The 23,565-nt window shown below is 71.3% G+C and carries 18 protein-coding genes and 1 pseudogene; 8 read left to right on the forward strand and 11 right to left on the reverse strand.

From position 1 onward, the window contains the following. Nucleotides 1–44: 44 nt before the first annotated feature. On the reverse strand, nucleotides 45–2,867 hold the full coding sequence (locus AC559T_RS26590) for an acetate--CoA ligase family protein (protein WP_498870467.1): 2,823 nt from the start codon (nucleotides 2,865–2,867) through the stop codon (nucleotides 45–47). Between the two features lie 19 nt (nucleotides 2,868–2,886). After that, complete coding sequence (locus tag AC559T_RS26595; protein ID WP_498870468.1) at nucleotides 2,887–4,014, reverse strand: RNA-guided endonuclease InsQ/TnpB family protein; 1,128 nt, start codon at nucleotides 4,012–4,014, stop codon at nucleotides 2,887–2,889. A 417-nt stretch (nucleotides 4,015–4,431) separates the two neighbouring features. On the opposite strand from AC559T_RS26595, the gene AC559T_RS26600 reads away from it, so the two are divergent. After that, complete coding sequence (locus AC559T_RS26600; protein ID WP_498870469.1) at nucleotides 4,432–7,020, forward strand: helicase C-terminal domain-containing protein; 2,589 nt, start codon at nucleotides 4,432–4,434, stop codon at nucleotides 7,018–7,020. Between the two features lie 5 nt (nucleotides 7,021–7,025). Here AC559T_RS26600 and AC559T_RS26605 read toward each other — a convergent pair whose 3' ends face one another. After that, a complete protein-coding gene (locus tag AC559T_RS26605; RefSeq protein ID WP_498870470.1) occupies nucleotides 7,026–8,780 on the reverse strand; it encodes a serine/threonine-protein kinase in 1,755 nt (584 codons plus the stop codon). 362 nt (nucleotides 8,781–9,142) lie between these two features. On the opposite strand from AC559T_RS26605, the gene AC559T_RS26610 reads away from it, so the two are divergent. Next, a complete protein-coding gene (locus tag AC559T_RS26610) occupies nucleotides 9,143–9,736 on the forward strand; it encodes a MarR family winged helix-turn-helix transcriptional regulator (RefSeq protein ID WP_071065567.1) in 594 nt (197 codons plus the stop codon). Nucleotides 9,737–9,755: 19 nt separating this feature from the next. Here AC559T_RS26610 and AC559T_RS26615 read toward each other — a convergent pair whose 3' ends face one another. Then, nucleotides 9,756–10,256 carry a hypothetical protein gene (locus AC559T_RS26615; RefSeq protein ID WP_498870471.1) on the reverse strand — a complete coding sequence of 167 codons (501 nt, stop codon included), beginning with the start codon at nucleotides 10,254–10,256 and terminating at the stop codon, nucleotides 9,756–9,758. 271 nt (nucleotides 10,257–10,527) lie between these two features. Here AC559T_RS26615 and AC559T_RS26620 point away from each other — a divergent pair, with 271 nt between their 5' ends. Then, nucleotides 10,528–11,499 (forward strand): GlxA family transcriptional regulator, encoded by a 972-nt coding sequence (locus AC559T_RS26620; protein WP_071065565.1) that lies wholly within the window; start codon nucleotides 10,528–10,530, stop codon nucleotides 11,497–11,499. Here the strand turns inward: AC559T_RS26620 and AC559T_RS26625 are convergent. After that, the gene (locus AC559T_RS26625) at nucleotides 11,483–12,325 is read right to left on the reverse strand and encodes an enoyl-CoA hydratase-related protein (protein WP_235013766.1); all 843 of its coding nucleotides are present in this window, start codon (nucleotides 12,323–12,325) and stop codon (nucleotides 11,483–11,485) included. The two genes, AC559T_RS26620 and AC559T_RS26625, sit on opposite strands and share 17 nt — an antisense overlap. 130 nt (nucleotides 12,326–12,455) lie before the next feature. Next, complete coding sequence (locus tag AC559T_RS26630; protein WP_498870472.1) at nucleotides 12,456–13,424, reverse strand: HdeD family acid-resistance protein; 969 nt, start codon at nucleotides 13,422–13,424, stop codon at nucleotides 12,456–12,458. 236 nt (nucleotides 13,425–13,660) lie between these two features. Here AC559T_RS26630 and AC559T_RS26635 point away from each other — a divergent pair, with 236 nt between their 5' ends. The 3 genes from AC559T_RS26635 (at nucleotide 13,661) to AC559T_RS26645 (ending at nucleotide 16,708) form a co-directional block, all read left to right on the forward strand. Further along, on the forward strand, nucleotides 13,661–14,668 hold the full coding sequence (locus tag AC559T_RS26635) for an LLM class F420-dependent oxidoreductase (RefSeq protein WP_498870473.1): 1,008 nt from the start codon (nucleotides 13,661–13,663) through the stop codon (nucleotides 14,666–14,668). A 195-nt stretch (nucleotides 14,669–14,863) separates the two neighbouring features. Next, complete coding sequence (locus AC559T_RS26640; RefSeq protein WP_498870474.1) at nucleotides 14,864–15,799, forward strand: DUF2889 domain-containing protein; 936 nt, start codon at nucleotides 14,864–14,866, stop codon at nucleotides 15,797–15,799. Between the two features lie 78 nt (nucleotides 15,800–15,877). Beyond that, complete coding sequence (locus tag AC559T_RS26645; protein WP_498870475.1) at nucleotides 15,878–16,708, forward strand: crotonase/enoyl-CoA hydratase family protein; 831 nt, start codon at nucleotides 15,878–15,880, stop codon at nucleotides 16,706–16,708. Nucleotides 16,709–17,002: 294 nt separating this feature from the next. Here the strand turns inward: AC559T_RS26645 and AC559T_RS26650 are convergent. From AC559T_RS26650 to AC559T_RS26665, 4 genes and pseudogenes are all read right to left on the reverse strand, one after another. After that, a pseudogene (locus AC559T_RS26650) lies at nucleotides 17,003–17,785 on the reverse strand (DUF222 domain-containing protein); the annotation flags it as partial. Between the two features lie 661 nt (nucleotides 17,786–18,446). Then, a complete protein-coding gene (locus AC559T_RS26655; protein ID WP_112105354.1) occupies nucleotides 18,447–19,202 on the reverse strand; it encodes a DUF427 domain-containing protein in 756 nt (251 codons plus the stop codon). Then, nucleotides 19,199–20,524 carry a DUF427 domain-containing protein gene (locus AC559T_RS26660; protein WP_498870476.1) on the reverse strand — a complete coding sequence of 442 codons (1,326 nt, stop codon included), beginning with the start codon at nucleotides 20,522–20,524 and terminating at the stop codon, nucleotides 19,199–19,201. Before AC559T_RS26660 ends, AC559T_RS26655 begins: the two co-directional genes overlap by 4 nt. A gap of 93 nt (nucleotides 20,525–20,617) precedes the next feature. Continuing rightward, entirely contained in the window at nucleotides 20,618–21,514 is an 897-nt protein-coding gene (locus AC559T_RS26665; protein ID WP_498870477.1) for an alpha/beta fold hydrolase, read from the reverse strand. Between the two features lie 82 nt (nucleotides 21,515–21,596). On the opposite strand from AC559T_RS26665, the gene ddaH reads away from it, so the two are divergent. Together ddaH and AC559T_RS26675 are read left to right on the forward strand one after the other, a co-directional pair. Further along, entirely contained in the window at nucleotides 21,597–22,553 is a 957-nt protein-coding gene (gene ddaH / locus AC559T_RS26670; RefSeq protein WP_498870510.1) for a dimethylargininase, read from the forward strand. Between the two features lie 209 nt (nucleotides 22,554–22,762). Continuing rightward, on the forward strand, nucleotides 22,763–22,909 hold the full coding sequence (locus AC559T_RS26675; RefSeq protein WP_165938603.1) for a hypothetical protein: 147 nt from the start codon (nucleotides 22,763–22,765) through the stop codon (nucleotides 22,907–22,909). A gap of 92 nt (nucleotides 22,910–23,001) precedes the next feature. Here the strand turns inward: AC559T_RS26675 and AC559T_RS26680 are convergent, their stop codons facing one another. Next, on the reverse strand, nucleotides 23,002–23,328 hold the full coding sequence (locus AC559T_RS26680; protein WP_112105358.1) for a hypothetical protein: 327 nt from the start codon (nucleotides 23,326–23,328) through the stop codon (nucleotides 23,002–23,004). Between the last annotated feature and the right edge of the window lie 237 nt (nucleotides 23,329–23,565).

The raw sequence follows: 23,565 nt of genomic DNA on the forward strand, positions 1-23,565 counted from the left end.
TCGCCGACCGTCGCCGCACCCGGGTACAAAATGCCATGGCGGTACTAGCGGAAGTACTCGACGCCGGAGCCCGTCATCCGCCGGGGCAGCGACTCGGGATCGGTTCCCGGCGGGAGCAGGCGGACGCCGGCATGCAGTAGGACCACGCCGGGCCGGCCGACGAGCACCGGATCCAGGAGCACCTCGGCGACCGCCGGCACCTCCTCGGCGAGCCGGGCCAGCCGGTGCAGCACGTCCTCCAGGGCGGCCGTGTCCGCCGCCGGGGTGCCGGCGCCGCCGACCAGCAGCACCGCGCCGCGGATGCCCCGCACCATCTCGGCGGCGTCCCGGTCGGTGATCGGCAGCGCCCGGGCCAGCGGGTCGACCAACAGGTCCGCGACGGCCCCGCCGAGGCGCAGCGACAGCAGCGGCCCGATCGCCGGGTCCTGGGTCATCCGGATCACGGTCGACACCCCGGCCGGCGCCATCGGCTGGACGACCATGTCGCCCGGCCCGACCGCGGCGCGGATCGTGCGCCAGGCCTCCGCGAGCGCGCCGGGCCCTTCGACGCCCAGCCGGACGGCTCCGACGTCCAGCCGCCCGCGGAAGCGTTCGTCGGCGATCTTCAGGGCGACGGGCCAGCCGAGCCGTTCGGCCGTGTCCAGGGCCTGGGCGGCGGTCGTCACCGGCTCACCGGGCCAGACCGCCAGCCCCACCCCGCCCAGGATGTCGCCGACCAGCTCCTGGGGCAGCCACGTCCCGTCCGTCGGGCCGGCGGCCGCCGCGCGGCGCGCGCGGTCCAGGTCGAGCCGGTCGAGAGTGGGGACGGCGCCCTGCTCGCGGCTGCGCCACGCCGCGTGGCCCGCCGCCCGGGCGAGCGCGAGCGCGGCCGACTCCGGGGAGGCGAACGACGGCACGGAGCCGGGTGCGGGCGTCACGGTGCCGTCGCCCGGGGCGGCCAGCGCGGACGGCATCCCGTCGTACCCGAGGTAGGAGGCCACCACGGGCACCCGGCCGGAGCCCGCCACGGCCCGCACGGCCCGCGCGAGCTCCTCGACGGCCGGGTGTGGGGTGATCAGCGCCAGCACGGCGTCGACATCCGCGCTGGCGGCGACCGCGCGCAGCGCGCGCTCGAACCGTTCGGGTGCGGCCATCGCGCCCAGGTCCACCGGGTTGGCCGGCTCCGGGCGGCCGAGCGTGTCGCTCAACGCCTCCGCCGTGGCGGTGGAGAAGGGCGGTACCTCCAGGCCGGCCGTCCGGCAGGCGTCCGTGGCCAGGGCGGCGAGCGCGCTGGACGTCCCCACGACGCCGACGCGTCGCCCGGCGGGCAGCGGCTGGGACGCCAGCAGCGCGGCCAGGTCGAACAGTTGGCTCAACGTGTCCACCCGGATGACCCCGGCGCTGGTGAACAGGGCGTCCAGGGCCGGGTCGGCGGCGCTGCGCCCGCTCTTCAGCGCGATCACCGGCTTGCGTCGACCCACCCGCCGGGCGATCCGGGCGAACTTGCGCGGGTTGCCGAACCCCTGCAGGTGCAGCATGATCACATCGGTGCGCGGGTCCGACTGCCAGTACTGCAGCACGTCGTTGGCCGAGACGTCCGAGCGGTCACCGGTGGAGACGAACGTGGACAGGCCGATCGCGCGCCGCGACGCCTCGGTGAGGAACGTCCCGGCCAGCGCCCCCGACTGGGTGAACGCGCCGACCCGTCCCACCGGCGGGTCGCCGGCCGCGAAGGTGGCGTGCAGGCGGACGGCCGGGTCCGTGTTGATCAGGCCCATCGCGTTCGGGCCGATCAGCCGCATGCCGGACTCCCGGGCCAGCCGGGTGACCTCGGCGAGCCGGGCCCGCCCGTCGGGCCCGGCCTCCGCGAACCCGGCCGAGACGACGATCAGGCCACGGACGTCCTTCTCCGCGCAGGCCCGCACCGCGTCGGCCACGGCCGGCGCCGGGACGGCGATCACGGCGAGGTCGACCGCGTCCGGGATCTCGCGGACGTCCGGGTAGGCGTAGACCGAGGCGACCTGGCGCGCCGCCGGGTTGACCGGGTAGACCGGGCCATGGAAATCGCTGGCCAGCAGCCGGCGGAAGACCTCGTGGCCGGCGCTGCCGGGCTGCCGGCTCGCGCCGACGACCGCGACCGCGCGCGGTGTGAGCAGCCGCGCGATGCTCCGCGCCTCCGCCCGCTGTTCCAGCGCCCGGGAGATGCCCCGGGTGTGCGGAGTCTGCGCCGTCGGGAACACCACCCGCACGCCACCAGCACCGTCCTGACCGGCGCCGTCCTGCCGGGGGGTGTGCGGGCGGGTCTCGGCGCCGGCGAAGCCCGCGGCGTGGAAGACCCGCAGCGCCCGGTCGTCGCCCGCGCGCAGATCGGCGACGAGGTGGCTCACCCCGCGCTCGCGGGCGGCGGCGATCAGGTGCTCGAGCAGCAGCAGTCCGAGCCCACGGCCGCGGTGCGCAGCCTCGACGACCAGGGCGACCACCGCGTCGTCGGAGCCGGCGATCCGTTCGTAGTCCGCCGTGCCGACCAGACGTCCGCGCAGCACGGCCGCGACGGCGAGCCGCCCGCTGTCACCGGTGGTGGGGTGACCGGTGATGGTGGGGTGACCTGCGGCGGCCGGGTCGCCGGCCGCGGTCAGGTGCCCGGCGAGCTCTTCCGGGGAGCGCTGCGCCCACCGCGCGGGCAGGCGCGCGACGTCCGCCGTGGACAGGCCAGACCGCAGCTCGGCCAGGCCCGGCGCGTCGGTGCCCAGCACGGGGCGCAGCTGAACGGGCGCGCCGTCGGCGAGAACGCCGTCCGCCGCCCAGTGCGCCGGGTAGCGAGATTTGACATCCTCCCCGGCCTGACGGCTGGGGATTCCCGCACCTTGCGATACGGGTTCCTGCTTCATCAACGGACGCCTCCTCGCTCTAGGAGCGAGGTGGTCTCACTCCGTCTCCACAGGCAGACACCGCGAGCCCCGCGGCCAGAATGCTCTTCGCAGCGTTGACATCCCGGTCGTGGTGCGCACCGCAGCGGCACTCCCACTCCCGTACGTGCAACGGCAGCCTTTCGATGATCGACCCACAGGCCGAGCAGGTCCTGCTGCTCGGGTAGAAACGGTCGATCGCGATCACCGTGCGGCCATACCAGTCGGCCTTGTACTCCAACATCCGCCGCAGCTCCGACCAGGAAGCGTCGGAGATCGCCCGTGCCAGCGAATGGTTGCGGACCATGGTGCGGACCGCCAGGTCCTCGATGACCACCGTTTGGTTCTCGCGGATGATCCTCGTGGACAGCTTGTGCAGATGATCCCGGCGCCGGTCGGCGATCCGCCCGTGGACACGTGCCACGGTGAGCCGGGCCCTGGCCCGGTTCGCCGAACCCTTCCGTTTGCGGGACAGTTCCCGCTGCGCGCGGGCGAGCCGGGCACGGTCGGCCCGCTCGTGCCGCGGGTTGGTCACCTTCTCGCCCGTCGACAAGGTGACCAGGGACGTGACGCCCGCATCGACCCCCACCTGTTGCGGCGACGGGGGCAGGCTGGTGATGGTCTCCTCGACCAGGATCGAGATGTGGTACTGGCCGCGGGCGTTGCGCGACACCGTCACCTGGGACGGCGCCGCACCCTCGGGCAGCGGACGTGACCAGGCGATGTCCAGCGGCTGGTCCTGTTTCGCGAGCCTGACCTGCCCGTCGCGGAAACCGAAGCAGTTGCGGAAGTAGGTCGCCGAGTCGAGGGTCCTGCCCTTCTTCTTGAAGGACGGGTAACCGGCCCGCTTCTCCCAGAAGTTCACATAGGCGGTCTGCAGATGCCGCAGCGTCGCCTGCAACGGCCCCTTCGACGGCTCGGCCAGCCACGCTGTTTCCGGGTCGCGTTTCCACGCCGTCAGCATCGTGTCCGTCTCGGCATGCGTGACCCGGCGCTGGTCGGAAAACCACGCCCGGTGCCGCTCCGCCAACGCCCGGTTGTACACGTAGCGCGCACAGCCGAACGTTTTCGCCAACTGCTCGGCCTGCTCGGCGTTCGGGTAGAAACGGTACCTGTAGGCCCGCTTCACAACCCGACTCCCCACGACCGGCAGAATACATCATTCGACTGTCACCCTGACGGCGGAGCTGACGCGCTAACCCCGCCCTGAAGGACGGGGCCTGCGCGCTACGTTTCATGGGTCACCCTGTGGACGCTATTCCGCGCCGGACCGCGCCGCCTCGGTCGCCGGCGCCCGGTCCCCGCCACCGGCCCGCGGCGCCCCCGCCGTGGTGCGACGACCCGCCGCGCCCGATGCGAGCCTGTCGCTCGCCCCGTATCGGTCGCCGTCCGGCATCGGACTGCACAATGGTGCAGACCTGGCGGCGGCCGGCGGATGCCGCGGGGGTGTCCGACGAGCAGGTTGTCGACACACGCGGTGGTCGCGGCGGGGTGCGTCCGGACGCGCCGTGCCCGGCATGGGTTGAACCGACGACGGGAGCGTCACATGGCTGGACGGCGGGCGGCGGCCCTGCGGGAACCGCGCAGGTCGGCCGACAGCTACCTCGACTTCGTCCAGGGTCTGGACGAGGCAGCCCTCACCGCCGTCCTGCGGGCCCGCCCGGACGTCCTCGAGGACCCGCCGCGCGGAGTCGGTGAGCTCGTGCGCCGGCTCGGGGACGCGGACTCGATGCTCGCCGCCGTCAACGACCTGGACCGCGACGGGCTCCTGCTGTGCGACGCGGTCATGATGCTGGGCCCGCCCGTCCCGCTGGACCGGCTGGTGATGCTGCTCGGCGGGTCCAGGGACGGGATCCGCGCGGCGCTGCGCCCGGTCACCCGGCGGGCGCTGCTCTGGGAGAGCGACGGCGTCGTCCACGCCTTCGAGCCGTTCCGGCGGCTGTGGGACGACGAGGTCGCGGTGTGGCATCCGGCTGCGGAGCTCATCCCGGCCATCGCCGTCACCGACCTGCGCCGTGCCGCCCGCGGGCTCGTTCCCGGGGCCCGGGTCACCTCGTCCACGACCTGGGAGCGGTCCGCCCGCGTCGTCGGGGAGCTGATGGCCGACCCGGACGGCGTCGCCGCCGCGGTGCAACGGCTGCCCCGGCCGGCCCGCGACCTGCTGGCCGAACTGGTCCGCGACCCGACGGGTCTGATGACCGGCGACGAGCCCGACGACGCCCTCGGTACAGGTGCCCTCGGTACAGGTGCCTTCGGTACGAACGGCTTCGATGGCGGGGCCCGTGGGCGGCTCCCGGCCGGGTCGAACCGGGAGGAAACGGCCGGGATACTTGTCGAGTCCGGGCTGCTCCTGCTCGTCGGCGGTGAGATCGAGGTGCCCCGGGAGGTCGTGACCGTCCTGTGGGCGGCAGACCCGGAGGTCCGGCTGACCGGGCCGCCGAGCCTCGGCCCGGCGGGCGCGGACCGCGCGGACGAGACGTTCGCCGCCGGGATCCAGGCCGCCGCCGGGCACGCCCTGCGGTCGGTGGCGGCGCTGCTCGCCGAGGCGGAGCGGGCGCCCCTCGCCGCGCTGAAGAAGGGCGGCATCGGCACCCGGGAACGCGCCCGGCTGGCCCGGACCCTCGCGCTCGCGGAGGACGAGCTCCCGCTCTGGATCGACGTCGCCCACGCCGCGGGGCTGCTGGCCCGCGAGGAGGGCGGCTACGCGCCGACCGGCGAGTACCCCGGCTGGCGCGGGTCGGACGTCGGACGTCGCTGGGCGGTGCTCGCCCTGGCCTGGTTCCTCCTCGACCAGTCCCCGACACACCGTGAGATCGACAGCGGCCGGGACCAGCCGCCGCCGCTCCCGCTCGCCTCCGGCGCGGGCCGGGTGCGCCGGACGCTGCTCACCACGGCCAGCCCCGGCCGGTCGCTGGCCGCCGCGGGCAGCCACCTCGAGTGGTTCCTGCCGCTGCACGGCTACGACCGGCCCCAGCTGGCGAACAAGCGCCAGGCCGCCGTCCGGGAGGCCGAGCTGCTCGGCGTCGCCGCCGAGGACACCGTCTCCGATCTCGGTGTCGCGGTCTGCGAGGTCCTCGCGGCGGCGCCGCTCGACCCGACCGGGCAGATGCGGGCCCACCAGTACGGTTTCCCGACGCCCACGCTGGCCGGGTTCGTCACCGAAACCCTCGGGCCGCTGGTGGACGAGCTGGCCCGCCGGTGCGGCCCCGCCCTGCCGGGCGACGCGTCCACCATGATCCTGCAGTCCGACCTGACCGCGACCGTGGCCGGCCAGCCCAACCACGCGATCGCCCGCCTGCTCGCCGACGCGGCCGTGTCGGAGTCGCGCGGCGCCGCCGGGATGTGGCGGTTCACCTCCGCGAGCATCCGCGGCGCGCTGGACGTCGGCTGGAGCGCGCAGGAGCTGCTCGACGAGCTGCGCGCCGGCGCGGCGCACGAGGTGCCCCAAGGGCTCGAGTACCTCGTGGCGGACGTCGCCCGCCGCCACGGCCACATCCGCGCGCGGGCGGTGCGGGCCGCGGTCGTCGCGGACGAGGCGACGATCAACGAGATCCTGGCGACCCGGGCGCTGCGGTCGCTGGACCTGCGGCGACTGGCACCGACCGTCGCGGCGTGCGGCGCGGACGCCGAGGACGTGGCCGAACGCCTGCGCGCCGCGGGCATGGCTCCGGTGGTCGAGGACGAGCACGGCACCGTCGTCATCCGCGGGCGGCCGGGCGGCCCGCCGGCCTCGGGCCGCGCCGCCGCCGCGGGGGCGGCTTCGGAGCGTGGCAGCGCGGGGAGCACGGGGAGCGCGGGCGAGTCCGGAACGTGGGCGGCTCCGGCGGATGTGGCGCGGCGCATCCTCGCGAACCGGGCCGGCGCCGGCGACGCCGCCCGGGCCGACCCGCGCGTCGTACGCCAGCTCGGCCGGCTGAACCCGCGGCTCACCCTCGCCGAGCGCCAGCTCCTCGCCGCCGCGCTCGACCACGGCGAGATCGTGACGATCATCTACCGGGACCGGTTCGAACGGCGGACCAGCCGTCTGATCGCCCCGGTGGAGCTGCTCGGCGGGCGTCTCGACTCCTGGTGCCACCTCCGCGAGGCGCGGCGCGAGTTCGCCGTCGCCCGCATCGAGGGGGTCACACCCGGCTGAGCGGGTCAGGGGCGGTGGCGCAGGCTTCCCGCCGGGCGCCCGCCGGCCTCGTCCTCGGACTGGTAGTCGAGGGCGCCGTCCGCCGCGAGGCGCAGCCTCGTCGTGCCGCCGCTCGTGCACACCGGCAGACCCAGCAGGGTGGGGTTGTCGCCCGAGCCCCCGATGTCACGCAGGACCACCTCGGGCCCGGAACCCGCCGCGGTGCTGATGCCCACGAGCTGCTGGTCACCGACGCACCGGATCGGCGCGTCACCTCCCAACGCCCCCAGCCCGACCAGGGTGACCTCGGAGTGGCCGACCGTCTGACCGCTCTCGCCGGGCCGCAGCGTGATCACGACGTCCTGCGCGACCCCCAGCCGCGAGATGATGCGTCCCTCCCAGGTGCCGGCGTACCCGGCCGGCAGGGCCCCCGGCACCGTGGGACCCGACCCGCCCGAGGGCGCCGAACCCGAGCTCGCCGGCGGCCCGCCGACGGTCGGCCTCGAGGTCGGCTGGTCGAGGAGGTCGGTCAGGGAGCCGATCCCGGCGGTGGCCTTGGGGCTCGCGCCGGCGTCCGCGCCGCCGCCGTCCGAGCCGCCGTCCGAGCCGCGCAGGGCGACCAGCAGGACGGCCGTCACGATCACGGCGAGGCACACGACACCCAGGGCGGCCACGGTCACGAGGGCGCGCAGCCCACCGGCCGGCGGGGCGTCGGGCCCGGCCGGGGTGCCCGATGGTGCGGCCGGTGCGCCCGGTGGTGCGGCCCACGATACGTCCGATGGTGCGGCCGCTGCGGCTGGCGGTGCGGCCGGCTCCGGCGGCCATGGCAGTGCCCGGTTGTTATCTTCCGATGTGGCGTGGTCGTTCGTCACGGTGGTGGTGGCGGGAACGTCCAGGTCGAGGAGCGCGACGGCCTGCCGGCTCAGCCCGGTGACCAGGTCCTGCGGCAGCCATCCGGCGGTGATCAGTTCGGCGGCGCCGCCGCCCGGGACGAGCTCCGCGAGCACGTCAAGCGGCCCCGGGCGCTCACCCGCCGCCTTGCGCAGGCAGGCGTCCACGATGCCGCGCAGCTCGGCAGGGACGGCGTCGAGCCGTGGCTCGCCCGCCAGGATGCCGTACATCACCGCGGGCATCCCGCTGCCCGAGAACGGGCCTGATCCCGTCGCGGCGAAGGCGAGCACCGAGCCGAGGGCGAAGACGTCGCTGGCCGGCCCCACCTCCTGCCCGCCGATCTGCTCGGGTGACATGAAGGCCGGCGAGCCGATCGCGGACCCGGAATGGGTGAGCACGGTGGCGTCGAACGCGCGGGAGATCCCGAAGTCGATGACCCGTGGCCCGTCCAGGCCGAGCAGCACGTTCGAGGGCTTGAGATCGCGGTGCACCAGGCCGGCGGCGTGCACGGCGCTCAGCGCCTCGGCGAGGCCGGCACCCAGCGCCCGCGCGGTCGGTACCGGAAGCGGGCCGCGCCGGCGCACCGCCTCCAGCAGGGACGGTCCCGGGACGTACCCGGTGACCAGGTAGGGCTGCTCGGCGTCCGGGTCGGCGTCGATCACCGGCGCGGTCCAGGCGCCGCCGACCCGGCGGGCGGCCTCGACCTCGCGGCGGAACCGGGCGCGGAACGTCGGATCGCCGGCGAACTCCGGCCGGATCACCTTGACGGCGACGGTGCGCCCGCCCGGGCCGCGGGCCAGGTACACCCGGCCCATCCCGCCGGCGCCGAGCAGGCCGAGCAGCCGGTATCCGCCGGTGGTCCGGGGATCATCCGCGCGGAGGGGTTCCATCCGGGACGACTCCTCCCGCCCGTCGCGGACTGCCGGTCGGGGCCGCCGGCCGTCCCGCGCGGCCGGCCCCGTCCCGCCGCCGCGCGACTCAGGCGACCTGGAACGATCGTTTGGGCAGTCCCATCATGTAACCCTCGGCCGGGACGATGAGCGGCGCCTCGGGCCGCGGCGGGTCCGGCTCCGGCCCGGGCCTGCGGTGGCCGATCCCCGGAGTGTCGCAGGTCATCCGGAAGCGGCGGCGGTCCGAACCCGCTGAAGTCGTAGACAAGGGGGCGGCGGACGTCCGCGACGCCGGCCGGCACGCAGGCCCGGCCCGCCGTCCACCGGTCGGTACATCAAGTCGGAAGGCACAGGCAGACAGCTTGAACGCGCACGCAGGTCACGGGTCGGATGGCGCGGGGGGCCGGGGAGCGGGCCACGACCCCGGCCAGGGTGCCGGTCGCGAGCACGACCACGGGAGCGGCCGAGCGGGGGAGACCGCCGCCGAGCCCCGCTGGCTCGACGCCGACGAACGGGCGGCCTGGCGCGGTCTGATCGGTGTGATGACCCGGCTGCCCGCCGCCCTCGACACCCAGCTCCGCCGGGACGCCGGACTGAGCCACTTCGAGTACTCGGTGCTGGTCGGGCTCTCGGAGGCACCGAACCGGACGCTCGCGATGGCTCGGCTCGCCCAGTTCACCTGCGGCTCGCTGTCCAGGCTCTCGCACGCGGTCAAGCGTCTCGAGGACAAGGGCTGGGTGCGCCGCGCCCCGTGCGCGGCCGACGGACGAGTCACGAACGCCACGCTGACCGACACCGGTTTCGCGAAGCTGGCCGACTCCGCTCCCGGCCATGTGGAGACCGTTCGCGACCTGGTCGTCGAGGCGCTCGCGCGCGACCAGCTCGACCAGCTCGCGGCCATCTGCGGCCAGATCCTCGACCGCCTCGACACCGCGCCGCCGCCCCGGCCCCGCTGAACCGCCGGCCCGGGCCGGGTCAGACGCCTGTGGTCGACCCCGGACGGGCGATCATCAGCACCGTGACCACGGCCCACAGCAGGCTGAACATGCCGGTGGTCATCGCGAGCCGCTTCGTCCGTGCGGCGACGGCCGCCGGGTTCGCGTGCCCGGCGCCGGCCGGCCCGGTGGCCCCGCCTGGGGCGATCTCCTCCAGAAGCTGCCGCTGCCACGGGAGGACCACCGCCGCCAGCAGCACCGCGGCCAGCCCCGTCAGGATGATCGAGGTGACGAGCCACGGGTCGCCGAGGACGTCCATGCTCGCGGCGGTGGCGAAACCGAAGATCGGCACGGTGATGCCGATCGCCGCGTAGACGTTGCAGATGCGGTGCAGCGTGCCGACCACTCCCGCCGTCCTGACGTCGCCCGGGTCACGCAGCGCCGCCCGCACCGCCGGCGCGTACATGCTCGCCGCGACCGTCACCGGGCCGATGGCGATGATCGCTACGAGAACGTGGACGCTCAACAGGAATGTGGTCACGGGTCCGTCCTGGGAGTGCGGAGGCAGCCGGAGGATGCGGCAACCGCCACGGTAGGCGCCGAACCGCCGCTTTCGTGAGTGGCAGGAGTGCCATCTACCGACGGATTCCCGCCACGGGGACTCCTCCCCTTCGGCCCTTGACACCCACAGCTGTCGGCGGTGAACAGTTCCTGTTCATGGCGTAATACCCCCGTGAGCTGGGCTCAGGTCAGGGGTGGGACCGGCGGGATCGCCCGTTGGCGGGAAACAGTTGCCTGGTTATCGTCCTGCCATGCACACCGTGGCGGTTCTCGCCCTCGAGGGCGTGGTCCCCTTCGATCTCGCGGTGCCCGTCGACACCTTCGGCCGTGCCCGGCTCCCCGACGGCCGGGCGGCCTATCGGGTGAAGATCTGCGCTGGTAGGAGCATCAGCGGCACCGTCGAGGCCGACGGCGGGGCGTTCTCCCTGCGGGCCCCCTGGGGGCTGGACGCGCTCGCCGAGGCCGACACGATCGTCGTCCCCGGCGTCGGCGAGCAGGCCGGACCCCTGCCCCCGGAGTCCGTCACCGCGCTGCGGGCCGCCGCCGCGCGCGGCACCCGTATCGCCTCCGTCTGCGTCGGCGCGTTCCTGCTCGCGCAGACCGGCCTGCTGGACGGCCTGCGCGCGACCACGCACTGGATCGCCGCCGAGGAGCTCGCCCGCCGTCATCCCGCCGTGCAAGTGGACCCGAACGTGCTGTTCGTCGACAACGGGCAGATCCTGACCTCGGCCGGCGCCGCGGCCGGCCTCGACCTGTGCCTGCACATGATCCGCTCCGACCATGGGGTCGCCGTGGCCGCGGACGTCGCCCGGCTGTCGGTCGTCCCGCTGGCCAGGGAAGGAGGCCAGGCCCAGTTCATCGTCCGCGACCGCCCGCCGCCGGACGGCTCCGTCCTCGAACCACTGCTGCGGTGGATGGAGGCGAACTGCCACCGCCCGTTGACGGTGGACGACCTCGCCGCCCAGGCGATGACGAGCCCACGCACGCTCAACCGCCGCTTCCGCGAACAGACGGGCACGACCCCGTCCCAGTGGCTGCACCGGGTGCGCCTGCGGCAGGCGCAGTACCTGCTTGAGACCACCGGGCACTCGGTGGAGCGGATCGCCGCGCAGGTCGGCTTCGGATCGCCCACCGCCTTCCGGGACGGGTTCCGCCGGCTGGTCGGCACCAGCCCCCAGGCCTACCGCCGGGCCTTCCGTGACGCTGTCACGCCTCCCGGGTAGGGAGCGCGTCGAAGACGGCGGGCCGCTTCTCCGTGCGCGCGGTCAGCGCCTCCGCGAGCCCTGGGCCCTCGAAGGCGATGTCCATCCGGCGGAGCGTGTCGGTCAGCGCGTCGTCCTGAGAACGATCGAGGTCCAGGTAGACCTGTTCCTTGATCATTGCCAGCGAGAACGGCGAGCAGTTCTCGACCAGGTCCTTCGCGTAGGCGACCGCGGCCTCCAGAACGGTCCCGTCGGGGACGACCTGCTGGACGAGCCCGAGCTTCGCAGCCTCCTGGGCGCCGATGGTCCGCCCGGTGAGAAGCAGGTCCAGCGCCGGCTGGAGGCCGATGGCCCGTGGCAGCAGCCAGGAGACGCCGTACTCCGCCGCGAGACCGAGCCGGGAGAACGCGGTCGCGATCTTGGCTGACTCGGCGGCGATCCGGATGTCGCTGCCCATCATGTAGGCGAAACCGATGCCCACCGCGGCGCCGTTCACCGCGGCGATCACCGGCTTGCGCAGGCGCATCGTGAGGGCCGGCAGGTCCTCGCGAGCCGGTACGAACTTCTTGATCGCTTCGGCGCCGTCGCGCAGCACCGCGAGATCGGCTCCGGCGCAGAAGCCCGCGCCGGCACCAGTGACCACGATTGCCCGGACCTGCGGGTCGTCATCCGCCGCACGCAGGGCGGCCGCATAGGCGAGCGCCATCGTGCTGGTCACCGCGTTGCGTGCCTGCGGCCGGTTGAACGTGATGACGCAGACGCCGTCGCGGATCTCGGTCAGGATCTCCTTCTCATCGGTCTCCGCCGTCACCGTGCCCGCCTCCGTCACCGTGCCCGCCTCCGTCATCGTTTGTCGTCGTCCGTGAGCGTAGGCGACCGCGGGCAGGCGATGCGCCCGCTTGTGACATGCCTTGTTCGTGGCGGCCGGGAAACCCCGACCGCCACTTTCTGCTTCTGATCAATTACGTTCCACTCGGTTACCTTCCACCGCGAACCCGGGTGTCACCGCGTGCCTGCGACCGCGCGGACTCGGCGGTGGCGCGTCCGCTGAAGCCGCTCTCGGCCAGCGTGTCCACCCCCTGCTCGTCGGCCCGACCACTGGACCGGAACGCCGCGGCCACCTTCGTCAGACCGGTGACGAGCGCGGCCAGCGCGACCCACAGGACGACGAACGAGTAGGTCGGGTAGTGGTGCGCCGCCGCCCAGAAGGCGATGCCGATCGAGAAGGCACCGATCGCCAGCGGCGCCCACCACGGAGCCCCACCACGCAGGTTCCCGGCAGCCGTGCCGAAGGTCGGGCCACCGCGGTCGACGCGCCGATGCGCGAACGCCGTCGCGATGGCGTGGATGCCCGCGACCAGCAGATACCACGCCACCATGCGGGCCACCACGGTGAGCGTGGGCGCCGGCCATGCGAGCGCGACGATGCCGCCGATGACGAACAGCAGCGCCAGCAACGCATGCGTGGGGCGCCAGTCCGCCGCGGCCGTCATCGCGGCGGCGAGCTCACTGACCGCTGCGACCAGCAGCATGATCCCGAGCAGGATGGCGATCGACTTCCCGGTGGTGAGGCCGAACATCGGTATGGCCAGCGCGAACAGGATCCATCCGATCCCGAGCATCAGCAGCGCGGGACCAGCCTTGGCCGCCAGTCCCGGGCCACCGAGGGCGCCGCTGCCGCCAGCGCCCGTCCGGCCGCCGTGCGCGTGCTCACCACGCAGGTGGTCAGGCTGGTTCTGGTAGGTGCGGTCGGGCGTCCGGGAGCGATCGGCGAAGATCGTCTGGTCGTCCGTACCCGCGTTCGGATGCTCTGCGCTCCCCCTACCCGATGCGGAATCTCCACCTGATCGGGTGGATCGGGTGGAGAAGTCGTCGGGCAGCTCCGGATCGGCGCGCCCGCCGCGTCGTTCACGCCGCGGACCGCCGGCGCCAGTAGATGCACTCATGAAGTCATCCCTCCAGTGGAGTGGTGGTTGTGCCGCCTGTCCTCCTTCGCGCGTGCTCCTCACGTGTCCTCCGGTCTCTCACGTGCCCTGGGTACGGGCATGTCATACCGTGCGTGACGAGATCGGTCCGATCGGTGCACATGACGGACGTGGTGGCAGGATCGGTTGCCTGCGTCGGTCCGCTGGCACCAACCTGATGACCGGCGGCGTGCCCGGGACTGCAACGAGGAGACGCGATGAAGATCGATTTCACTCTGTCTGACGACATCGCCTCGACCTCGACCACTGCCGCCCGCGTCGAGAAGGAGGGGTACGCCGGCACCTGGGTCGGGGAGACCCGGCACGACCCGTTCATGCAGTGTCTTCAGGCCGCGACCGCGACCAGTTCCCTGACGGTCGGGACATCGATCGCGATCGCGTTTGGCCGCACGCCGATGACACTGGCGAATCTGGGATACGACCTGGCGCAGTACAGCGAGGGCCGGTTTGTCCTCGGCCTCGGATCGCAGATCAAGCCGCACATCGAGAAGCGCTTCTCGATGCCGTGGTCGCACCCCGCCGCCCGCATGCGTGAGCTCATCCTGGCGATCCGGGCAATCTGGGACTGCTGGCAGAACGGCACAAAGCTGGACTTCCGCGGTGATTTCTACACCCACACGCTCATGACCCCGTTCTTCACCCCCAAGCCGCACTCCTTCGGCCCGCCCCCGATCTACCTCGCCGGGGTGGGACCCGGCATGACCGAGGTCGCCGGCGAGGTCGCGGACGGGTTCCTCGTCCATCCCTTCAGCACCATGCGCTACGTCGAGGAGGTGACGATTCCCGCACTGCTGCGCGGCCGGGCCAAGGCCGGCAAGACCGACCTGGAGGACTTCACGATCTGCGGGCCTTCCTTCGTCACCATCGGCCGGACCGCACAGGAGATGGACCGCGCGGTGGCCGCCACCAAGAAGCAGATCGCCTTCTACGGCTCCACCCCCGCCTACCGCGCCGTCTTCGACATGCACGGCTGGGGCGAGGTGCAGCCCGAGCTGACGGCCATCTCCAAGCAGGGCCGCTGGGATGACATGGCCGACCTGGTGACCGACGAGATGATGGCCGAGTTCTCCGTCGTAGGCACCCCCGAGGAGGTCGGCCGCGCACTCGGTGAGAAGATCGGCGACGTCTACGCCCGGACAACGCTCTACGACTCGGGCGGCTCCGACCCGGCGCACTGGCCCGCGGTGCTCGACGCGGCCCGCTGACCCGCCCGGCACGCCCCATCGGGAATGGGTAGCCGTCGCCAGGTGTCCTCCTAGGCGAGCCCCGAGTGACAAAGGGGGATGAGGATGGCCTCGAACTGGGAGCTTGTGCCCCCACCGCCTGCGGAGCCGCCACTGCACCCGCGGCGCGGCATACACGAGCCGACCGCAGGCAGCCCCCCGCGCCGTCCCGGTTCGGTGCGGCGAACGATCACACTCGACTCGCTGCGCCCGGACGGCCCGACCGGAAACCTGATCCTGATCGGCCGCGGTCGGGACCTGGCCACCGGCCCCGAGGGCGCCGCCTCCGTGATCGCCGAGGCGATGTTCCGCTTCGAGATCGCCTTCCAGAGCCGTCGCGAAATCCTGCGCGTCGAGACTGCTCCAGAGGTCCCCGAACTGGCCGGCCTCATCGGCGTGAGCTCCACATCCGGCTTCCGTCGTCACCTGGCCGAGATCGTGCCGGAGCTCCGGGCCACCCATCCGCTGCTTGCCGCGTTGTTCGACGATGCCCCGGTGACCTCGCTCGTCTCCGGCTACGCGACAGCTCGCATGGGCCTCGTTCACGGCGATGGACGGATCATGCTGGCGCAGGCCGACCAATGCGCAGGCTGGGCGCGCGGCGCGACGATCATCAACTCGATCGAGGACGGGAACGGCCCACCCATGGTCACCGGCCCACGGGCGCCGTCCCTGCTGGTGCCCGATGATCCGATGGCATGGCATGCGCTGACCGGACTGCCTCCGCACGGCATGCGGCGGGCCCGCCGCCTTGACCTGCTGCCCGCCGGCGTCGACGCACTGCAGGTGGACGTGCTTTTCCGGGACAGCTACCAGTCCGACAGCGGACCTGAGGCCGTCATCCACGAGTACACGGTGAACGCGCTGCTCGACCCGGAGACAATGACGTTCACCGAGATCGAGTCGACTCCGCGCGCGCTGCCGTGGGTCGAGTGCCCGAGCGCGGCCGCGAGCGCCACCCGGCTGGCTGGCGCCGCAGCCGCAGACGTCCGGCAGGTCGTGGGCACAACCTTCCGCGGTACGTCTACCTGCACGCACCTGAACGACACACTGCGATCGCTCGGCGATGTCCCCGCCCTGGCGGCCATGCTGCCAGGGCGCTCGGCACCGTAGGCGTGATCTTGCGGCGAGTGTGTCGATGGGAGAAGGTGGACGGATTCGGACGGGACACAGTTTCTTCGGGAGTCTTTCGTGGGTAGCCGCAGTTTCGAGATAGACGTGGTCGACAAGGTCGCATGGCTCGTTCTCTCCAGGCCGGAAGAACTCAACACGCTTCAACCGGATTTCTGGCGAGATCTCCCCCTGGCCGTTTCGAAGATTGACCAGGACGGAGGCGTCCGGGTGCTCGTGATCTCGTCGACCGGTCGACACTTCACCGCGGGCCTGGACCTGAATGTCTTCGGCGGCACGGAGCTTTTTCCGGACGGAGAGCCGGCTCGTGTCAACATGACCCGCCGCTCGCTTATTCTTCGCATGCAGGGCGCTCTCACTGCGCTGGAACGGGTGCGCTTCCCCGTTCTCGCGGCGGTGCAGGGCGGTTGTGTCGGGGGCGGCCTCGACCTTGTGACGGCCTGCGACATGCGTTATGCCACCGCGGACGCGTTTTTCGTTGTTCAGGAGACAAAGATCGGAATTACCGCCGATCTCGGCACACTGCAGCGACTCCCCAAGATAATTCCGGACGGAGTTGCGCGTGAGCTCGTCTACACCGGTCGTCGACTTCCCGCCGACCGTGCGCTCGCCGTCGGCCTGGTGAACGAGGTCTACCCGGATCAGGAAGCGATGCTGCGCGGTGTACGCGAGGTTGCGGAGGAAATTGCCGCCAACAGCCCAATGGCGGTCTGGGGGAGCAAGGAGATGCTGCTCTACTCGCGCGATCACCCCGTCGCCGACGCCCTGGCACACACGGCAACCTGGCAGGCGGGGGCACTCCAGCCAGTAGACGTTACCGAGTCGATTCAGGCCCGGATGGAGAAGCGCGTCCCGAACTACCCGGATCTCCCGTCGACCTCGGATACCTGACGGCGCCGTCGTCCGAATCCGAGTGTCCTGTCGAAGCCCGTCCTGTACGAGACCGAATCCCTCCTCGTGGTTCGCCTCGGGAGGGTGGGTTGTCCCTGTCGTCGGGTCGGTTGGTGTTGGGTGATGGGTTGGGGTGGTGGTAGGGGTCTGGGTTGATGGTGACGGTGTGGCCGAGGGCGGTGGTCCAGTGGAAGATACCGGGTTCTGGTTGGTGGATTTTCCATTTTCCTTTACGTCGGCGCGGATCTGGTCGGTGGTTCTGTTGTCGGCTGTGGTGTTCTGGGTGGAGATTCGGCGGGCGAGTTGGTCAATGCGCTGGTAGCAGGCATGGGCTTCGTCGGCGGGGAGGAAGGCGGTCAGCCTGCTGGCGTTGTCTTCGCTGGTGAGGATCCGAACCCGGCGTTCGGCTTTTCGTGCTTGGGTGCGTGCGGTGGAACCGTCGGGGTCGAGGGTGTGTACGGCGCGTCGGGTGGCGTCGGTGAAGGCTTCTCTGGTGCGGCGGGGGCCGCCGTGGAGTACGTGTTTTTCGACGGCTGCCACGAGGTCGTCGTCCAGGGGTCGTGTGGCGCGTGCGAGGGTGTGGAGTCGTGGGAGGTCGATGCGGCCTTTTCTCAGTTCGTGGAGTGCGTGGGGGAGGCGGTTGGTGATGGTGCGGGCGTGGGACATGTCGCGGGCGGCGGTGATGGGGGAGACGCTGATCTCGATGGCGACGTCCTCGGGTGCGAGCTCGCTGGGCGCTGCGGTGGTTGTGGTGTTGTCAGGTGAGCAGATCCGGGCGAGTGCGGCGAGGTCCTCGATCATTTCTGCCTGGATCCAGCCCAGGAGCATGGCCTTGCTCTGGTAGTTGTCGAGGTGATGGCGGAATTGTTCGGCAGCCGACCCGCTGCCGGAGATCTGGTTGGCCTCCTCGGTTTGTGTGATGGCGATTTCCTGCGCCGTTGTGAAGGTCGGTCTGGTGTCTCCGGTCAGTTCGGCGTGTGCGGCTGCGAGCACGTTGAGGAGGAGTTTCGGGTGCCGCTTTGGCTGCTCTGTATTCGTCTCCGACGTCTGGGGCGGGGTGTGGCTGGGTGTGTGCATGGGGATGACCGCCTGCCAACGCGAGACCGTTTCGAACGTGCGTTCGATTCTAGGTGAGGTTGGTGCGGTCAGGCAAGCGTGCTCGTTGACGAGACCACAAATGTGTCTCCTGTGCTCGCGGGGAGGTCCCCGGGCTGTGTGAGCGCGCCGGCGAGATGGTTCTCGCCCGTCTCATCGCACCCCGCTATTGGTGCCCCGACCAGGTATTTTTCCCGGCGGAGGGACCGGCCCGGACGCGGTGCGCGAAGGTTGTCGGTCGGCCCGGCAAGGCGGTTGACCGGATTGGGTGGTCCGCGTAGCGTCGTCGCGGACGGTGATTGTCGGCGGGTGTCACCGTCACATTGACGGCAGGGCTAAATGTCGTCGAATCTATAAATGAATTCGAGGGTTATCAAATAAACAGTGCCTGGATGGTTGGGTGGGTTCCGGTGTCGCGGGATTCTCTGCGCCACGTCGGGTTCGTGGGCCGGCCAGAGTTGAGGGCGGAGTGGTCGGTGCGACTTTTCGGGCCGAGTCACACCGCCGTCGCCTGCGATCACACCCGCACTTCGGCCATCCAGGAGATCATGCCCTGGGTGGCCGCGCGGTGATCGCGGCTGGGTCGGCCGATGGCGGCCCAGCCGCGATGCACCCCAGCTGCTGGGAACGGCGACTTACCCGGTCAGCACCGTCCGCCGTTACTGCAGGTCGGTCCGTCCGGCTGCGGCTCGAGGTCCTCGAGGTCCTCGAGGGCGCGGGTCGGGGCGGGCAGATCGTGCCTCACCGTCACACGCGATCCGTCGAAGCTCAGCAGGCCGGAGATCGGGATACTTTCGGGGAGCGGATCCTCGTACGACCAGGCGACGTCCTCCACGACGACGTCCCCGACGATCGCCGACCAGTAGGACGCGGCTCCCTTGTAGGGGCAGTAGGTCGTCGTCGTGCTCGGGCGGAGAAGTCCCATGTCGACCTGCTGGCGGCGAACGTACAGCCGTGGTGCGAGCGCGGACTCGTACAGGGCAACGGTGTCCGAGGTGTCGACGAGGACCGCGTCGCCGACCTCGACGCGCAGGCGCCGAGTCGAGCGAAGGCAGTCGACCCGGTGGTAGGGGTTGCGCGGATGCCCGAGCATCCGTTCCTCTTCTTCCCACCATTCGTCGACAGCGTCCCATGGAACCCGTACGTGTCCTGCGACGGCGGGCTCGGGTTCGGATGCCACAGTCACCTGGACATCCTCGGAGGGGAACGCATAGGTCGGAGGTTGTCCCGGTGCATGAACCAGCAGCACTCGCTCGCTGTCGATCACGGTCCGACCGTCGGAACGGCCGCGTACCCGACGTTGGAAGGGCTCGACGTAGACAAGCGGTGTCGGGAGAGACGCGCTGAAGCGGCCGGCTGGCCGCGTGGACAGGGGGCCTCGTCCAGTCGTGAGACTCATAGCGCGGTCCTGTCGTCGACCGCGCGCCCGTCATTCCTGAAGCCCCGCATCATGGCGTCGACGGTGAACGACGAGATCAGTGCATCGGCCTCGTCGTAGACCCGGCATTCGGAATGGGTCATTCCGTCGCCGGCGAAGGTCGACAGATGGTGATAGCGCATCCAGTGGTCGGCCCGGACATTGGAGTGAAAGGAGATGCCAATCGCGTTGATCCCCATCGACAGCGTGCGATGGGCCTGGTTCTGGCCGACCCCCTCATGCGGGCGCAGGGCGGCGGCGATGGAGATGTGCCCGGTGAACTGGGCGAGCAGCCCGGCCTGTAGGCACGGGTCGTCCGGCACCGTGCGGAACCGGACCCATGTGTCGATGACCGGAGGACCCACGGGCGCGGCCGGGTCGTCGGTGTACGCCGCGTCGACCATGCGGATGTCGCGTCCGGTCACGGACATGTCGTAGGGCTTGCTGTCGTAGGGGCCTGCGGATGGCGGCGGGGCCGCGGAGTGGCGGACGACGTCCGGTGCGGTGACATCGAGCAGCAGGGTGCCGCTGGCGCGCCGCTTTCCGCGCTGGGAGACGTGTACTGCCAGCGTTGTGAAGCTCCGGCCGGAGCTGAGCTCGTCCACCTCGAACTCGAGAGGTTCGCGCGTGTCCGCTGCCCGGTAGAACACCATGTGCGCCGAGACAACCCGCCGCCCGGGCGCGTGGCGGCCGCCGGCCACCACGGCCTGCCCGAGCATCTGGCTGCCTTCGACGACAGGCCGCCGGGGATCAGCAAGGGCCACGCTGACGTATCTGCGGTCGCCGGCCTGGCGGACATTCATGATGTCGATGAGATCTGAGGCGTCGCCCCAGGTGGGGAAGCGTTTGATCGTGCTGTCGCGGGGCTGCTCGCCGGGGAGCTCGTCGACGATCTCCACCCGGACCCGGTCGTGGTCGAAGGCGGCGAAGTCGGTCAGCCACTCCAGGCCGGAAGCCGGCTGGGTGAAGGCCCACAGCGCGTCCCGGCCGTCGACCGTCGTCGTGCTGGCGGGGTCGTGCCAGTCGACGGCGTCGGCGTCGACCTTCCCCTCGAGGGACCACAAGCGTGCCGTGCCCTTCACCGGGCACGACACCGTCCGGCCCTCGTCTCCGAAGGAGTCGAACCGGATGTCGGAGCGTGGAAAGTAAAGGACGGGGACCTGCCCCGGTTCCTGTACCCGGACGGCGGCTGTCGACTCCGCGACCAGGGTGTCACCCCACCACGCTCGGGCGGGGTAGGGGCATGGCTGCCGAGTTAAAGCCGGATCGCTTGCCGACGTCGCGTCGGCCGTTACAGGCTGCACGTCACAGGAAGCTAACACTGTGCCCAGGGTTGGGACGAGGAATCCGGAGTCGAGGGGCATCGGACCCGACTGTTTCGAGCCGTCGGTGGCCGCTCAGTGGGTGCCCGCCGTCGAGGACAGGCGGGTCAGCCACCCGAGGACCAGTGAGTTGAACACCTCGGGGTGCTCCTGATGCAGCCAGTGGCCGCCCGGCAGCACGTGAACCTCGTCGGACGGGCCCGCGGACAAGTCGCGTTCCCATTCGGCCTGGTCGGCGCGCCGTTCCCCGTACACGGACAGCACGGGGCAGGTCCGCTTGGCCAGGTAGTCGTCGCTCTGCTCCCGGCGGCCGAACTGGTCGACATCCAGCCACATGCCGGCGAAGGCCGCCTGGGCCACGTCGACAGGTACGCCCAGCGCGCGTCGTCGGTGCCAGGTCGTCAGGTGCTCGGGGGCGTCGGGGCCAGCCAGCGCCGCGAGATACCTCAGCAGGCGCTTGACCCCGCCCGGCTCGCCGAGGTTCGCCAGCGACCGTGCGGATCTCTCAACGTCAGCTTCGGGCAGGCCGTAGGCGGGCTCCACCGCGACGACGGCGCGGACGAGATCGGGATGTTCCACGGCCAGCGCACTGGCGACCATCGCGCCCAGCGAGTGTCCGACGGCGACCACCCCGCCGTTGCTCGCGGTCACCCCCAACTCGCGAAGCAGGGCCGCGATGTCGGCGGCCAGGATCCGCGGCCGCAGCCCCTTCGAACCGGTGGACCGACCGTGGCCACGCAGATCGACGGCGATCACGCGGTGGCGCCGGAGGAATGCTGGGATCTGGAAGTTCCAGTCGTGCGAGTCGCAACACCAGCCGTGGACGAGCACCAGGGGCGGGGGTGCGCTGGGCGCTCTCGTCCCGTTCAGGCTCACCGGGCCTGGGCTCTCACCGAGGATCGCGGTCCCGTCCCGGGCCGGATCGTCGGTGAAGAACAGCCTGGTCTCGACCCCGAGGTCGAAGTACGGCATCGGTAGCCCCCGTTCGCTAGACGACGTTCGTTGACAATGGACTCGGGTGAGGACGCCGCGTCCGGCCCTGGAGGGCCTGCGCATGGCACGGACGAAGTCCTGCCAGACCGACGATCCGTGTCCGTCCGATGTTCCCGTGATTCCGCGGTTGTCTCGTCCGCGGGGCCTGCGGCGGCGGGCTGGCATCCTGGGGTGCGTGGACGCTGCCCCGAGGGATTCGACTGTCTCGCGTCGAGCCTCTGCCCGCAGGTACCTCATGTGTCCACCGGAGTACTTCGACGTCACCTATGCCATCAACCCGTGGATGCGCCCCGAGGTACCGACGGACCTCGCCCGGGTACACGCCCAGTGGGAGGCGCTGCGGGCCGTGTATCTGGGGCTGGGCCACCAGGTCGAGTTGGTCGAGCCGGTTCCCGGGCTACCGGACATGGTCTACGCGGCCAACGGCGGCCTGGTCGTCGACGGCGTCGCGGTCGGGGCGCGTTTCCGGTACCCGCAGCGGCGGGCCGAGGCTGACCACTACCTCGACTGGTTCCGCGGGGCTGGAATGCGGCGGGTGCACGCCCCGTCGTACGTCAACGAGGGCGAAGGAGATTTCCTGCCGGTCGGCGGCGTTGTCCTGGCCGGGACGGGTTTCCGTACCGAGCCACGTGCGCACGCCGAGGTGGCGGGTGTTCTCGGCCGCAGGGTGCTGACCCTGGAGCTGGTCGATCCACGTTTCTACCATCTCGACACCGCGCTCTGTGTCCTCACCGAGGACCTTGTCGCGTACTACCCGGCGGCATTCAGCGCGCGTAGCAACGCCCTGCTCCAGGAGACGTTTCCGGGGGCTCTCACGGTGTCCGAGCGGGAGGCGGTCGCGTTCGCGCTGAACGCGGTCAGTGATGGGCTGCACGTGGTGATCTCGGCCGATGCTGTCGGGTTCGCGAGCGCTCTGCGTGACCATGGATTCATCCCGGTCGGCGTGGCCACGGATGAGATCCGGCGGGGTGGCGGCGGCGCGAAATGCTGCACGCTGGAACTGCGTCCGGCCGGCTGAGCCTGGCCGACTGAGCTCGGGAGTGCTCACCAAGCGAGACCGCCGCGCCGTTTCGGCGAAGATCGTGCACGTTCCGTGGGCGCGCCGGGCGTGGCAATCAGGACAACTTTCGCCTGATGCGTTGTGGAGGTACTTTCTATCGCGGCATGAAGTACTCTGGAGCGGATCATCGGGACGACGTCGGACAACCTATGACTAAAATTGTTACGATGGTCGCGGCCGTGGACGGCCTGCCGACCATAGAAGAAACAGATGCAATGCTGGTCGAGCTGAACCGGCTTCCACGGGATCCGGTGGTGACCGATCTGATCGACGAGCTGCTGGATTTCCGGTCGCTCCTCGCCGCCGCCGTCTGAGCGGCTGCTCCGAAGCGACCGGAACCCGGCTACGCCGGACGGTGTTTCCGCCCTACCGGGCAGGTGACGCCGTCCGGTGAGACCTCATCGGGTCACTGCTGCGCCCCGAACGGCTGGCCCTGCTGCTGGCTGCCCTGGCCGCCCTGGCCGAACTGGTTGTACTGGCTGGAACCGAGCCGGTCGCGCGAGGCGCCGCCCAGGGCCGAGCCGGCTCCGACAAGCTCCTGGATACGGTTCTCGACGTACCGCTCGCTGTGGTTCGTCTTGTCCGCGATCCGCGCAACGAGGTCGTTGACGCTGGTCGACGCGTCCAGGTCGGCGGTGCTCACCTGACCGAACTGGTCCAGGATGCGGTAGCGGATCTGGCGCCAGTTCTGCCGAAGCTGCTGCTCCACCTGCTGTGCCTGCTGCTGCTCCATGGTTCGGGAGACTCCTTTCAGTCGGGCTTTTTATTTCCCGCTAGGCGGCGCCCATGACGCTACCCCAGAAGCGCTTCCCGGCAAAGTCGAGGACTAATTATGTGGGCTGGTGGCAGGGTGGGTGTGGCGTCCATCTCCGTCGGGCGAATCCTGAATTTCGAGCTGTTCTAAATAGTTCGGATTCTGCGGTCTGGTCGGCGGGTCGCGGGATGTTCGACGGCTTTGTTGCGGCGCGGG

It is taken from the genome of Frankia sp. Hr75.2 (genome assembly GCF_949319125.1).
GTDB lineage: Bacteria > Actinomycetota > Actinomycetes > Frankiales > Frankiaceae > Parafrankia > Parafrankia soli.

What these genes read in the sequence shown, in the direction of transcription:
- AC559T_RS26625 (WP_235013766.1), bottom strand. Translation starts at nt 12,325, where the DNA reads ATGACGGAGGCGGGCACGGTGACGGAGGCGGGCACGGTGACGGCGGAG.
- ddaH (WP_498870510.1), top strand. Translation starts at nt 21,597, where the DNA reads ATGGCACGGACGAAGTCCTGCCAGACCGACGATCCGTGTCCGTCCGAT.
- AC559T_RS26655 (WP_112105354.1), bottom strand. Translation starts at nt 19,202, where the DNA reads ATGAGTCTCACGACTGGACGAGGCCCCCTGTCCACGCGGCCAGCCGGC.
- AC559T_RS26605 (WP_498870470.1), bottom strand. Translation starts at nt 8,780, where the DNA reads ATGGAACCCCTCCGCGCGGATGATCCCCGGACCACCGGCGGATACCGG.
- AC559T_RS26600 (WP_498870469.1), top strand. Translation starts at nt 4,432, where the DNA reads ATGGCTGGACGGCGGGCGGCGGCCCTGCGGGAACCGCGCAGGTCGGCC.
- AC559T_RS26665 (WP_498870477.1), bottom strand. Translation starts at nt 21,514, where the DNA reads ATGCCGTACTTCGACCTCGGGGTCGAGACCAGGCTGTTCTTCACCGAC.
- AC559T_RS26590 (WP_498870467.1), bottom strand. Translation starts at nt 2,867, where the DNA reads ATGAAGCAGGAACCCGTATCGCAAGGTGCGGGAATCCCCAGCCGTCAG.
- AC559T_RS26620 (WP_071065565.1), top strand. Translation starts at nt 10,528, where the DNA reads ATGCACACCGTGGCGGTTCTCGCCCTCGAGGGCGTGGTCCCCTTCGAT.
- AC559T_RS26675 (WP_165938603.1), top strand. Translation starts at nt 22,763, where the DNA reads ATGGTCGCGGCCGTGGACGGCCTGCCGACCATAGAAGAAACAGATGCA.
- AC559T_RS26630 (WP_498870472.1), bottom strand. Translation starts at nt 13,424, where the DNA reads ATGAGTGCATCTACTGGCGCCGGCGGTCCGCGGCGTGAACGACGCGGC.
- AC559T_RS26635 (WP_498870473.1), top strand. Translation starts at nt 13,661, where the DNA reads ATGAAGATCGATTTCACTCTGTCTGACGACATCGCCTCGACCTCGACC.
- AC559T_RS26680 (WP_112105358.1), bottom strand. Translation starts at nt 23,328, where the DNA reads ATGGAGCAGCAGCAGGCACAGCAGGTGGAGCAGCAGCTTCGGCAGAAC.